At 52.4% G+C, this 12,178-nt stretch carries 10 protein-coding genes and 1 pseudogene; 5 read left to right on the top strand and 6 right to left on the bottom strand.

Going from position 1 to position 12,178, the window contains the following annotated elements; all coding sequences use genetic code 11:
• Positions 1-27 precede the first annotated feature (27 nt).
• The 3 genes and pseudogenes from AB4O41_RS05110 to AB4O41_RS05100 all read left to right on the top strand — a co-directional run.
• Positions 28-1,125, top strand: coding sequence for an acyltransferase family protein (locus tag AB4O41_RS05110; RefSeq protein WP_460146551.1), 1,098 nt, complete (start codon positions 28-30; stop codon positions 1,123-1,125).
• Positions 1,122-1,886 carry an SGNH/GDSL hydrolase family protein gene (locus AB4O41_RS05105; RefSeq protein ID WP_460146550.1) on the top strand — a complete coding sequence of 255 codons (765 nt, stop codon included), beginning with the start codon at positions 1,122-1,124 and terminating at the stop codon, positions 1,884-1,886. The genes AB4O41_RS05110 and AB4O41_RS05105 overlap by 4 nt, the downstream gene beginning before the upstream one ends.
• A gap of 12 nt (positions 1,887-1,898) precedes the next feature.
• Positions 1,899-2,762: pseudogene (locus AB4O41_RS05100) on the top strand (IS66 family transposase); the annotation flags it as partial.
• Between the two features lie 157 nt (positions 2,763-2,919).
• Here AB4O41_RS05100 and AB4O41_RS05095 read toward each other — a convergent pair.
• The 5 genes from AB4O41_RS05095 to AB4O41_RS05075 all read right to left on the bottom strand — a co-directional run bounded on the left by AB4O41_RS05095 (position 2,920) and on the right by AB4O41_RS05075 (position 8,022).
• Entirely contained in the window at positions 2,920-4,314 is a 1,395-nt protein-coding gene (locus AB4O41_RS05095; RefSeq protein WP_460146549.1) for an undecaprenyl-phosphate glucose phosphotransferase, read from the bottom strand.
• A gap of 492 nt (positions 4,315-4,806) precedes the next feature.
• Entirely contained in the window at positions 4,807-5,475 is a 669-nt protein-coding gene (locus AB4O41_RS05090) for a winged helix-turn-helix domain-containing protein (RefSeq protein WP_460146548.1), read from the bottom strand.
• Positions 5,476-5,514: 39 nt separating this feature from the next.
• A complete protein-coding gene (locus AB4O41_RS05085; RefSeq protein WP_460148286.1) occupies positions 5,515-6,264 on the bottom strand; it encodes an EAL domain-containing protein in 750 nt (249 codons plus the stop codon).
• Between the two features lie 11 nt (positions 6,265-6,275).
• A complete protein-coding gene (locus tag AB4O41_RS05080; protein WP_460146547.1) occupies positions 6,276-7,007 on the bottom strand; it encodes a winged helix-turn-helix domain-containing protein in 732 nt (243 codons plus the stop codon).
• A 601-nt stretch (positions 7,008-7,608) separates the two neighbouring features.
• The gene (locus AB4O41_RS05075) at positions 7,609-8,022 is read right to left on the bottom strand and encodes a VOC family protein (RefSeq protein ID WP_460146546.1); all 414 of its coding nucleotides are present in this window, start codon (positions 8,020-8,022) and stop codon (positions 7,609-7,611) included.
• Between the two features lie 231 nt (positions 8,023-8,253).
• On the opposite strand from AB4O41_RS05075, the gene AB4O41_RS05070 reads away from it, so the two are divergent.
• A complete protein-coding gene (locus tag AB4O41_RS05070; protein ID WP_460146545.1) occupies positions 8,254-10,065 on the top strand; it encodes an ABC transporter ATP-binding protein in 1,812 nt (603 codons plus the stop codon).
• A gap of 90 nt (positions 10,066-10,155) precedes the next feature.
• On the opposite strand, the gene AB4O41_RS05065 is transcribed toward AB4O41_RS05070, so the two are convergent.
• Positions 10,156-10,878, bottom strand: coding sequence for a pirin family protein (locus tag AB4O41_RS05065; protein ID WP_460146544.1), 723 nt, complete (start codon positions 10,876-10,878; stop codon positions 10,156-10,158).
• Positions 10,879-11,212: 334 nt separating this feature from the next.
• Between AB4O41_RS05065 and AB4O41_RS05060 the strand changes: the two genes are divergently transcribed.
• Positions 11,213-12,163: a GlxA family transcriptional regulator gene (locus tag AB4O41_RS05060; RefSeq protein WP_460146543.1), complete on the top strand. Its 951-nt coding sequence runs from the start codon at positions 11,213-11,215 to the stop codon at positions 12,161-12,163.
• Positions 12,164-12,178: the final 15 nt, after the last annotated feature.

Below are 12,178 nucleotides of genomic sequence, written 5' to 3'. Positions count from 1 at the left end.
TTGATAAATACTTGGAGGTTATAGACTATGTTGGCAGCAAAAAAGCATGCCGGAGGTGCGACGGCGGATAAGTTCGAATTGATCCAGGTATTGCGATTCATTGCTGCGTTGGCTGTAGTTGTCTGCCACTCTGCGTTTTACTCAAAGGAAAGGCTGGATTCAGAGACTGTTAGTTATAACCTTGGTGCTAATGGGGTGCCTCTCTTTTTTGTTATTAGCGGCTTTGTGATGATGATAGCTGCTGAAAAAATGCACAGTGCGGACGGTGCTTGGAAGCTTTTTGCCATACGCAGAATTGTCAGAATTGTTCCGCTTTACTGGTTCGCTACTTCGGTGAAGTTATTCACCCTGCTGGCGGCTACCGGTCTGGTATTGCATGCGCAGGTTGATTGGTTGTACACAGTGAAGTCCTATTTTTTTGTGCCAGCTATCAATGTGGATAACGAAACCAAACCACTGCTGGCGGTCGGTTGGACGTTGCTATTTGAAATGTTCTTCTATGCTGTTTTTACACTGGCATTGTTGGTTCGGGTGAGTGCGGTGAAATTTACAGCGCCGATATTGGTCGCTCTCGCAATTGCGTCAGTTTTTAAAACGGATGCATGGAATGTGGCTTTGGCTTTTTACGCTGATCCAATAGTTCTTAATTTTTTGTGGGGGATGTTAACGGCTAGGCTAATGCAGCGAAGTGTGCTCGTTGAGCGAAATACTGCTGTTGTCATTCTTCTGCTTTCCCTTGGCTACTTATTTTTTCCGCGCTTCCCTGAGTATGGAAATACCATAACTTATGGTCTGGCTTCTTTTTTGGTGGTTTATTGCTGTGCTAGCCTTGAAAAGACGGTAAATTTTACAATGTCACGGGGTTTGGTGTTTTTGGGGGCGGCGTCTTACTCTATTTATTTGTTTCATCCTCTAACTGCCCCAGTAGTTCCTGAGGTGTTCAAGAGACTTGGCATTATATATTCTGTTCCATCGGTGATTGGCAGTATCCTTGTCGCCCTTGGCGTTGGGGCTTTTATGTATCGTTTTGTAGAATGTCCACTGACGGATAAACTCAATCGCTATGTTAAACAATATTTTAGTGGTTTGACTGATTTTAGAGCGCGGACGAAAAGTTTTGAATGAAAGGTCTAATGAGAGTATGGGTAGGAAGTGTTCTTGCTCTTGGCTGCTCCTTTTTGGCTGCTGCACCGTTGTCACAACTAGATGCTGTTACGCAATGTGATACTGAAAATGTCAAGGCTTACCGGATATTGTTTGTCGGTGACAGTATTACTTTGCATGGCTTCAATGAAGCTACAAAGAAGAATTTAGGATGGAGTCATACAAGTGGTATGGCCGCATCCTCCAGGCAGTCTGATTATGTAAGTATTTTAAGCCGAGAAATTAGTGACGCCCGCGAGCAGCCGACAGTGGTTTGTTATCACACTGCAGGAGGAAGTGGCACAGTTGACCAGCGACTCCGAGCATTGGGCTCTGTAATTAATACGCGCCCAAATCTTGTGGTTGTTCAGCTGGGTGAACACGAAGACACTAGAAGCGGAATCGGTATTTTAGAAGAAAATTACAGAAAGCTAATTACTGCTCTCCGGCAACTAGACAGTCGTCCGAGTATCATTGCCGTGGGCCCATGGTCCTTGTCTCGTCAGAATGGCCTTGGGCGTTACAATGGTTGGTCCGGGGAGGTCGATAAAGTAATGGCATCGGTCTCCTCTGAAGAGCATGTGCCTTACTCTTCAGTAGCCGATATCGCGGCTCTTCCACTAGCCCATGGTGCCGGTTCATCTGATGGGGTGCGCTGGCATCCGAATGATTACGGGCATAGCTTATATGCTAAACGTTTATTTTTTTTGTATCAGCAGGCTGCTTCCTCAGTGCATGATTAATTGACGGCTTACGAAGAAGAAGTCGTCGTGCCGACCAACGTCGCGGCAAACGTAAGCCGCTCCCCGCCGACCTGCCCCGATCGAAGTCATCCACGCACTTCCCGAGCATGAGCTGACGTGTGCCTGCGGCTGCCATAAACACACCATTGGCGAGGAGGTCAGCGAACAGCTTGAAATCGTCCCGATGCAGATCCGCGTCATCAAGCATTTTCGCAAGATCTATGGTTGCCGCGATTGTGAGTCGGCACCGGTCAGGGCGGATAAGCCCGCCCAACTGATTGAAAAAAGCATAGCCAGTCCGAGCGTGCTGGCAATGTTGTTGACGACCAAATACGTCGATAGCCTACCGCTTTACCATTTCGAAAAGGTGTTGGGCCGTCACGGCATCAACATCCCGCGCCAGGACTCGGCCCGCCTGACAGGCCGGTGATCCTTTTTGACTACCCCACCAGCCGTGCGCAGGAGGTGGCAATGCGCTTGCTCGATGGCTATCGCGGCTACGGGATGAAAGACGATTATGCCGGCTACACTGCGCTGGACACACCGGCAGGCGTTGAGCATTTGCGTAGTTGAGCGCATGCACGGCGAAAGTTCGTCGATGCGCAAAAAGTGCAATCCAAGGGCAGGACGGGGCGTGCGGATACCGCGCTGAACCTGATCAACAAGCTTTTCGGCATCGAGCCCGACCTGAAGGACTACGGTGATGAAGATTGCAAGGCTGATCGCTATGAGTGCAGCCTGTCGGTGGTAGCTCAGCTAAAAAGCTGGATGGAAAAGACGCGATTGCAGGTCACGGCTCGGAACGCCTTGGGCAAAGCCGTCGGTTACCTGGCGAGCAATTGGAACAAACTAGAGCGGTATGTCGAGCAAGGCTACCCACTCTCCCAGAAAACCTGACAAAGAATTTGAATTTGGTTTTATTTCCCCAAGGGGAATGGGATGAAGCAGTGGGGCGGGGGGGGGGCGGGGCAGTCAGAGGCCTGACTGCCCCGGTAGCTAAGCTGAAGAACGGATGGGGTGAACGTCTCAGCAGTTAATAAATATCCTTCGAAAACAGCGTAAACGGTGTCTTGATCAGGATCTTGATATCGAGCCACAACGACCAGTTGTTGATGTAGTTGAGGTCGATCTCCACACGCTTTTGCATCTTGTCGAGGGTCTCGGTTTCGCCGCGGCAGCCGCTGATCTGGGCCAGGCCGGTGATGCCCGGTTTGATTCGATGGCGGGCCATGTAAGCCTGGATCTTGCCGGTGTAGTAGTCGTTATGGGCAATCGCATGAGGCCGCGGTCCGACCAGCGCCATATGGCCTTGCAGCACGTTGAAGAACTGCGGCAGTTCATCGATGGAGGTGCGGCGTATGAAGCGGCCGACTGCAGTGATGCGTGGGTCTTCACGGCCGGCCTGGCGCACCTGATGGTCGTCGTGCAGGCGCATGGAGCGGAACTTCCAGACCTTGATGATCTTGCCATTCCAGCCGTGCCGTTCCTGTTTGAAGATGATTGGGCCCGGGGAAGAAATCTTCACGGCGGCGGCGATCACCAGAAGCAGCGGGCTGAAGCCGATCAGCGCGAGGGCGGCGAGGCTTCTGTCCAGCAAGGTCTTGCTCAGCGCCGCTGTCGGGTAACTGGTCAGCGGGCTTTCATTGAGGTGGATGGCAGGCAGGCCGTCCAGTTCGCTGATGGAGTGATTGAGCAGCGTCATGCTGCCCAGGTCGGGAACCCAGACCACATCGACATTGGCGTCGAGCAGGTCGATGTACAGCGCCTCGACCTGTTTGGCTTCGCTCAAGGGCAGCGCGATGTACAGCCGCCGGACGTCGTGCACCTGGATGAGCTCACGCAGTTCCTGCAATGGGCCCAGAACCCGGTGGGCATTGACCTGGGTAGACAGCTCGTTGGGATTTGAGCTGATCAGGCCCACCAGCGGCGGGTACTCGGTTTTGGTCAGTTTGTCTGCCAGATTCACCGCCAGTTGATCGGTGCCGATAATCAGGGTGTTGTACTGGCTGTGCAATTGCCGCTGGTAGTGCTTGGAAAAACTGTGCAATGGCAGGTACAGCAAGGCCTGAATGCAATAACCGGCCGCAGCCCAGACCACGATGATTTCCCGGGAAAACAATTCGCTGGTCTTGCTGAAAAAACCAATACTGGTCAGTCCGGCCAGCGTCAGCAGCCATCCCAGTAGCAGGCGCGCCAAGCCGCTGAGGTAACTATGCTGCTTGTGATAGACCAGCAGCAGGGAGTAGGAAGGGACCGAGCCGAGGAAAGTAAGCACCGCCAACACGCGATAATGGGCGTCGATTTCTCCTGTCTGGTACAGCGCCAGACCAAATAACAATGTATTGACCGAAGTGATGGCAATTATCCATTGCCCCCAGAAGGTCAGTCCTTTGGTTATGTTATTTCGATTAATACGATTATGTACCATCGCGGTGTCCCTCGGGCCTGCGCCACGTTGTGTATCAGTCGACGGTTAATAAATGGCAGCCACGCCCAAAGGCTGAGCGAACGCGGTTCAGTCAGAAGTTGTTTTTATTATTGGAAGGGAATAACGCGAACTTATGGCCGGCCATCCTGGCTTTGTTTTGAAGTCAGCTGATACGGTTGTCTCAGTGTCAGGGTTTTATACTAGTACCTAAATCTTTGTGTGTGTCTGACGAATTATAACGGTCGTACTTTCAGAGGCCTTGTTATAAAAGGTCGTGCTCTTTTGTTAGGAGGGTATCGCTCAATCGTCTATATAATTGCAGTATTCGATAAACGTTTGCCGGGTATGCGAGGGATGAAACGGAGCCGGAGCCATGGGAGGGTGTTTGGCGTAAGTCAGGAAATGCAGTGCAAGGCGGCAGATCACGGGTATGGGTGTGTCAGGTGGGGCGGAGAGTCGCATTTATTGTTATTGTTTTATGCGATCACTCGCTCAGTAAGCGACTCTTATCCTTTGTGCCAGGCAGTAACCACGGTTTCGGACTGAACGGATCAGCCGTTCTCCATTGGCCGCTGTCTTGAACTTTTTCTGTAATCGGCTCAGGCACATTTCAAGGCCGCTGTATTGTTCCGGGTCTTTATCGATGCGCAGGATAAGATCGTTTTTGCTGAGCACACGTCGATCGCTGAGTACCAGTTGGGTGAGCATTAACGATTCGGTACCGGTCAATGGAATAGTAATGTCTTCTTTGACCAATGTTCGATCGTCAGCGTTAAACCACCAAATGTCAGGATTGCCCTGGGACTCTTTAACCCGACTGACTGCCGAGATGAACTCTTCGTCGGCCACCGGTTTCTTGAGAAAGCCATCAACACCGAAGTGCGAAAAGTGATGAAGTTCCGAAGATTCAGAGTTGGGCGTTATGAGGATGATTTCCGCATCTTTTTGATTTTTACGGATGAAACTGACATCGCTCAGCGATATATCCGCCTGGTCGAGCAGGATGTGCGTGAATCGATTCTTTCGGATGCGTTCGCTGCTGAGTTTACCTGACTCGATTTCAAACGATAAATATAGGCGTTGCGCGAGAAGCGATTCGATTGCTTGTCGTGCCAGTTGGTCCCGGGTGAAAATCAGAAAGCTGTTATTCGGCGTGTTCACAATAAGGTTCCTTCCTAGTCTGGTGAAGTTTTTCAATACTTAAATAAGCTCAGTGGGCGAGTAGTACCTCCCCTGAAAAAAGTCGAAGGGCATGCTGCGAGCCAGTGTGTGTAGTGCTTTGTGCTCCACTCGGTCCGCCACGAATTTGATCTTGCTGTCATGGATCATGCCGCTCAGGCAGTCATAAGACCTGTCGAAAAAATCCTGACTGTTTTCGACCATGATGTCGAAGTTGGATTTGGTCAGATCCACTTTTATGTAATCGAACAGCGTCAGGCTGATCAGTTTTTCAGTGCTATCGTCGCTTAAATCATAGCCATCGAAAGCGATCTCGATCCCATTGTCTTTCAATAGGTGGATGTGATTGATAATGGTTCTTTTTTCTTTTAGGTTGAACGACAGGAGCGAACTGTTGTTAATACTGGGGATCAGTTGTTGCTCATGCTTTTTGAGTATCGCTTGAGCATCGTTCATCTCCTTAATGAGCGCTTTATCCAATAAAGCGGACTGATTCATGTTCACGAACAGCTTATTGGGCGTCTGTGCGGACGGGGAGGCCTCACTCTTTGAGAGGGCATTCAATTGGATCCGTGTCAGGACTTCATGATAAATCGCCAGTGGATGATCGGAATGCAGCTGTTGATACCCCTTGTTCAGAGGTGTCTCCTGTTTGGTTGCCTTGGCATAAATTTCGCTGCCGAACAGTTCATCGTTTCTTTTCAGAATCGATTGCCTGAAGAAAACCAATGCGAAGTTTTCGTGCACTATAGGTTGCCTGCCGGGCTCCATCATCTAGTCCTTTAAGAGTGAAAGTTTGCTTGATTGACTGATACGACTCCTCGAAGCAGTCGATAGCCATAACCACGAACACTGTGAATGATGTTAATGCCAAAGTGTTTTTTGATTTTATTTCGAAGCCGGCTTATGGATTTCTCCAATACGCGTGAGTCGTAGAGTTTTATATTCAATCCCATGGATTCGGCCATGCAATCATGGTGCAGAATATTGCCTTCTGCGTTAATAAGTGCCTCCAGCGCTTTCATTTCCTGATAGGCCAGATCCAGTTTGCAATCATTGCTGTATAAGTGCAGGCAAGTGGGGTCCAGTATCAACTTTATGCTGGGTTGCCATTCCGGAGTTTCGAACAACTCTGAAATCAGCCTGGCCTTTTCATCCTGATCATTAGGTACATTGATGCAGTGATCAGCGCCGGCGAGGTAGCATTCAATTTTAGTTTGCGGAGAGCGATAATTAATGGTTACGATAATGGCCAGTTCGGTCGGGGTCGAACGTAACTTCTTGATCAGTGCCAGGCTGTCATCAAGAAGGGAAGGGCTTTCAATATCGATTAAAACGGTATCGAGCGTTTGAGTTTCGATATCAAGGCTTAGTGGGTGCGGGTGATCTAATGTATAAACATGTGTGAGATTCGGTACAAATAGCTGGCGAAGTTTTTCTGTCGAGCGCCAAGTGCGCCCAATAGCAAGAATACCCCTCTGGCTATTTTCGATTTTGCTCTCAGAACTCATCATGCAAATTACTCTTATGTGCTGGCGTTGCAATCTTAATACACAAAATACTGAAATTATCTGACTTTTTATAACATTTCCAGCCGTCAACACGTGTCATTCCATCCTCAAAGGTTTTAGCTGATTCAACGGCAAAGGCAACTGCGAAGGCTTAAACCAGTTGTTTTGATGATGATCGATTTAGTTGCTGCAGCCTTATCAGTCAGCTCAGGCTCTTTAGGTTGACTTTTCTATGAACAACACAGATGCACCACTGATCCCCTAATCTTGGCGACAGAACGAGGCACAACTGAAACGTTTCGGCGTATGAACTGGGCGGATGTCTGCATTTTTGAAAACTGGAGTTGATTTATAAGGATATTCCACGGTGTTCTAGGGCGATGCGAGTGCGCATTCAGGAGGCGAAGCGTGTAACGACCGCCTCTTTTTAGGGCGAACGAAGCGGGGGCTGTATTAATTGAAGCTTTCTGCATTATATCTGTAAGATTTTATGTCGGAAACTGAATTTGTGATCGTATAGTTATTCTGTTTGGTTATTGAATAAAAAACACTAAAGTTGATATTGAAGCGCCATTAGTTCGATGTACTAACCGGGGGGGACTGGTTACTGATCCTTCTCGCAATTCACCATCCAAGCCACACCAAACCGATCGACCAGCATCCCGAAACGAGCTGCCCAGAACGTCGCCTCCAGCGGCATTTGGACACTGCCGCCTTCCGCTAACGCAGCAAATACCCGCTCTGCCTCCGCCACACTGTCGACATTCAACGAAATCGAACAACCGCTCATGCTGGCGGTGGGGCGATCAGGTGTGGTGTCCGACCCCATGATTGCCTGGTCTGCGACCAGCAGCCGCGTGTGAATGATGAGGTTGTGGCAGTCCTCCGGAACATGATCGCGAGCCGGGGTTTCGCCGAAGGTCATCATGACTTCTATCTGGCCTGGCAGGCTTTTGGCGTAAAACGTGAAAGCAGCCTTGCAGTCACCATTGAAGATCAGGTAGGGATTGATTTTCATGTTTTTGCTCCCGGTTATGGAGAGGGCGCATCGGCTGGACGTTCAGGTTCGTCCTCGAATCTCGATGGCTCTCCATAGCAAAGCGCTAAAACGTGGCGAGTGAGGTATTTTTTTAGATGTTTTCACGATGGGTGAGGCCAGCTTTATCGCGTCATAACCCCGTAGAGTCGATGACTTATCCCACGTACTGTAGAACCTGCCGCGACATCCGCCAACCGAGACCATCGTCCTATGCCTGTCCTGACCCGTTTTGCCTCTTTGCTCGACCAGGCGAGACGTGCCTTGTTGCTGGTCTGGGGAACGTCTCGGGGGCTGTTCCTGGGGTTAGTGCTTGCGACGCTGATTGCCGGTGTATTGCCGGCACTGGCGGCCTGGTTGGGGCAGCGGATTGTTGATGCAGTAGTCACCGCCATGCAGTTGCACGCCCAGCAGGGCGGTGCACCGCTATGGCCGGTTGTGCGGTATGTGCTGTTTGAAGCGGGCGTGCTCGCATTGTTGTCCGGGACACAGCGTGCACTGTCGGTTCAGCAATCGCTGTTGCGGGTGCAGTTGGGGCAGAAGGTCAACACGATGATTCTGGAGAAGGCTCAGACGTTATCGTTGGTGCAGTTCGAGAATTCCGAGTTCTACGACAAGCTGGTACGGGTGCGGCGCGAGGCATCGACCCGTCCGCTGGCGTTGGTGATGAAGTCGCTGGGGCTGATCCAGAACCTGATCGTGTTGATCAGCTTCGGTGTCTTGCTGGTGCATTTTTCGCCGTGGGCATTGGTGCTGCTGGTGGTCGGGGCTTTGCCAGTGTTCTTTGCCGAAGCGCACTTTTCCGGGGATGCCTTTCGCCTGTTCACGCGCCGGGCGCCGGAGAGTCGGCAGCAGAATTACATCGAGACGCTGCTCTCCCACGAAGGCTACATCAAAGAGGTTAAGTTGTTCGGCTTCGCGCCGCTGCTGTTGCAACGTTATCGGGACACATTTGCGCGTCTTTACGCCGAAGACCGGCGCCTGACGCTGCGTCGCGATGGCTGGGGTTTTGTGCTGGGGCTGCTGGGCACCGCTGCGTTTTATCTGGCCTATGCCTGGGTCGTGGTCGATACCGTTCACGGCAACATCAGCCTTGGGCAAATGACCATGTATCTGGTGCTGTTCAAGCAGGGGCAGGCTGCGGTGAGCAGTAGCTTGAGCGCGATCAGTGGTCTCTACGAGGATGGCCTTTACCTGTCGAGTCTCTATGAGTATTTGGCCGAGCCGGTTATTGCCGATAGCGGAAGTTTGACCGTGGGCGCCGTGCCCGGCGATGGCTTGCGTTTCGAGAACGTCGGCTTCCGTTATCCGGGGGCGAGCCGCGACGCTTTGCAAGGCATCGATCTGCATCTGCTGCCCGGGCACAGCATTGCGCTGGTGGGGGAAAATGGTTCAGGCAAAACTACGCTGATCAAGTTGCTGACTCGGCTGTATCGCCCCGATCAGGGCCGTATTTTGCTGGATGGCAGCGATTTGCAGTCCTGGGACGAAGAGGCGCTGAGACGGCGCATCGGCGTGATTTTCCAGGACTACATTCGCTACCAGTTCTCCGTGGGCGAGAACATCGGCGTGGGCGATACCCTGGCGTTCAATGATAAAGCGCGTTGGCAGCAAGCGGCCGCCGAGGGCATGGCCGCGCCCTTTATCGAACGTCTGGATCGCGGTTACGCCACCCAATTGGGCCGGTGGTTTGCCGGTGGGCAGGAGCTGTCCGGTGGGCAATGGCAAAAGATCGCCTTGTCTCGCGCTTACATGCGCCGTGACGCCGATATTTTGATTCTGGATGAGCCAACCTCGGCCCTGGACCCTGCGGCGGAAGCGGCGGTGTTCGAGCATTTCAGTCAACATACTGAAGGCCGCATGACGTTGCTGATTTCTCACCGCTTCTCCAGCGTGCGCAATGCCGACCACATCATCGTGCTCGACCAGGGGGCGATCCTTGAGCGAGGCGATCATGACAGCCTGGTCGCGGCGGGCGGGCGTTATGCGCATTTGTTCAACGTACAGGCTCGTGGTTATCGGTAGTTTTTGCAGTCTTCATGCGTCAGTTCCGAGAATAGCGTGATTGCCAAGGACATCTCATATCCCCTGTGGAAGCTTTAGGCTCACCAGGCTTCACGGCATTTCCGGCAATTCCTGCGGCCGCAAATCAAACACCAGTACCTCGGCATCCACGCCGTTGCTCAAGGTCAGCACTTGCTCCTCTCGCACCCGCACACCATCACCTTCCTGCAACTGCACGCCGTTCAGCTCGACACTGCCCCGCGCCACATGCACATAGGCGTAGCGATTGGCAGCCAGTTCCAGCGTGGCGCTTTCCTTGCCGTCGATCAGGCCAGCATACACTCGCGCATCCTGCCGAACTCTCAGCGAACCGTTGGCCCCGTCAGGGGAGATGATCAGTTGCAAGCGTCCGCGTTTTTTCTGCGTGCTGAAGTGCTCTTGCTGGTAACGCGGTTTGGCGCCGCTAACCTCTGGCACGATCCAGATTTGCAGGAAGTGCACCGGTTTGTTCGTCGAATGGTTGAACTCGCTGTGAGCGACGCCGCTGCCGGCGCTCATCAACTGCACGTCACCGGGGCGGATCACCGAACCGGTGCCCAGGGTGTCCTTGTGTTCCAAAGCACCTTCGAGCACATAGGAAAAAATCTCCATGTCGCGGTGAGGGTGCTGGCCAAAACCTTTGCCGGCCGCCACGCGGTCGTCGTTGATCACCAGCAGGTCGGAAAAACCCTGCTCCTGGGGGTTGCGATAATTGGCGAAGGAGAAGGTATGGAATGACTTCAGCCAACCGTGATTGGCCGCGCCGCGATCCGAAGCTTTACGAAGGTTCAGCATGATGAAATCTCCTGTCAGGACGTGAATTCGTCCGAGTGAGGAGAAGGTTAATGTTTACTAATTGGCGTAATAAGTAGATGAAATTTGAAATACTGTCTCATTCAGGTTGACAGTCATGTGCACGGATTCACGTATCCTTGTTGTTACACTTGGCCATAATGCCGGGCACAATACTTGTGGGAGCGAGCCTGTTCGCGATAGCGGTCTTTCTTATAGTCAGCATCATCGTGAATGTGAAACGGCTATCGCGAGCAGGCTCGCTCCCACAAGGGGGTGGTGTTCGGCGTAATGGTATTAAACAGTTCCTTTTAGTGACCTCAGTGATTTTGAATCCATGAAAACCGTGGCAATGGTGCTGTTCCCCGACTTTCTTCTGCTCGACATGGCCGGTCCCATGGAGGTGTTTTCCATCGCCAATCGTTATCTGGAGCCAGGCGATCGTTACGCGCTGTCAATCATCGGCACCGAGCATGGCGCATTGCGAGCCTCAAACGGTGTCAACGTTCAGGCCGATTTGCATATCGATCAAGCGAACGAGCGCTATGACTTGTTGCTGGTGCCGGGCGGGCCGGGGGCCTACAACGAAAAACATCCACCGTTACTGGCGTGGCTTCAGGGCGCTGTCAGCCGTGCGAGCCGATACGGTTCGATCTGCACCGGTGCGTTCGTGCTCGGGCATGCCGGGCTGCTGGACGGCTATCGCGTGACCACTCACTGGCATTACACCGAGCGCCTGATCAAGGGCTTCCCCAAGGCCACCGTCGAGACTGATCAGATTTTCGTGCAGGACCGCAATCTCATAACCTCTGGCGGTGTTACCGCAGGCATCGACATGGCGCTGGCAGTAGTTGCCCAGGACCATGGCAAAAAAGTCGCCCAGGACGTTGCCAAAGTATTGCTGGTGGTGATGAAACGCCAGGGCGGGCAGGCGCAGTTCAGTCCGTTGATGGCTGCGGTAGCCCCCCATGAAACGCCGATCACCCGGGTACAGAACCATGTACTCGAACACCTGGATGAAGCGTTCAGCATCGAACGCATGGCCAGTCTGGTGAACATGAGTGCGCGGCACTTCGCCCGGGTTTTCGCCCGGGAAGTGAACATGACGCCGATGGAGTTTCTGCAAAACGCGCGCATTGACTGCGCCAGGAGTCTGCTGGAAACCAGCGACCTGCCGCTCAAGACCGTGGCCTATAAAAGTGGCTTTGGCAGCGTGCGGCATATGCGTTTTCTGTTCAGTGAAAAGCTCGGCCTGACCCCCACTCAATACCGCGAACAGTTCAGTTAGGGTGCGTTGTCCGTC

The organism is Pseudomonas sp. S2_A02 (assembly GCF_054668495.1).
Note: the sequence above shows the minus strand (reverse complement) of the source record. Positions and strands in the feature narration are given on the sequence as shown.

Excerpts from the sequence above, each read along its gene's own strand:
- AB4O41_RS05060 (WP_460146543.1), top strand. The coding sequence starts at position 11,213 with ATGAAAACCGTGGCAATGGTGCTGTTCCCCGACTTTCTTCTGCTCGAC.
- AB4O41_RS05075 (WP_460146546.1), bottom strand. The coding sequence starts at position 8,022 with ATGAAAATCAATCCCTACCTGATCTTCAATGGTGACTGCAAGGCTGCT.
- AB4O41_RS05095 (WP_460146549.1), bottom strand. The coding sequence starts at position 4,314 with ATGGTACATAATCGTATTAATCGAAATAACATAACCAAAGGACTGACC.
- AB4O41_RS05080 (WP_460146547.1), bottom strand. The coding sequence starts at position 7,007 with ATGATGAGTTCTGAGAGCAAAATCGAAAATAGCCAGAGGGGTATTCTT.
- AB4O41_RS05065 (WP_460146544.1), bottom strand. The coding sequence starts at position 10,878 with ATGCTGAACCTTCGTAAAGCTTCGGATCGCGGCGCGGCCAATCACGGT.
- AB4O41_RS05105 (WP_460146550.1), top strand. The coding sequence starts at position 1,122 with ATGAAAGGTCTAATGAGAGTATGGGTAGGAAGTGTTCTTGCTCTTGGC.
- AB4O41_RS05110 (WP_460146551.1), top strand. The coding sequence starts at position 28 with ATGTTGGCAGCAAAAAAGCATGCCGGAGGTGCGACGGCGGATAAGTTC.
- AB4O41_RS05085 (WP_460148286.1), bottom strand. The coding sequence starts at position 6,264 with ATGGAGCCCGGCAGGCAACCTATAGTGCACGAAAACTTCGCATTGGTT.
- AB4O41_RS05070 (WP_460146545.1), top strand. The coding sequence starts at position 8,254 with ATGCCTGTCCTGACCCGTTTTGCCTCTTTGCTCGACCAGGCGAGACGT.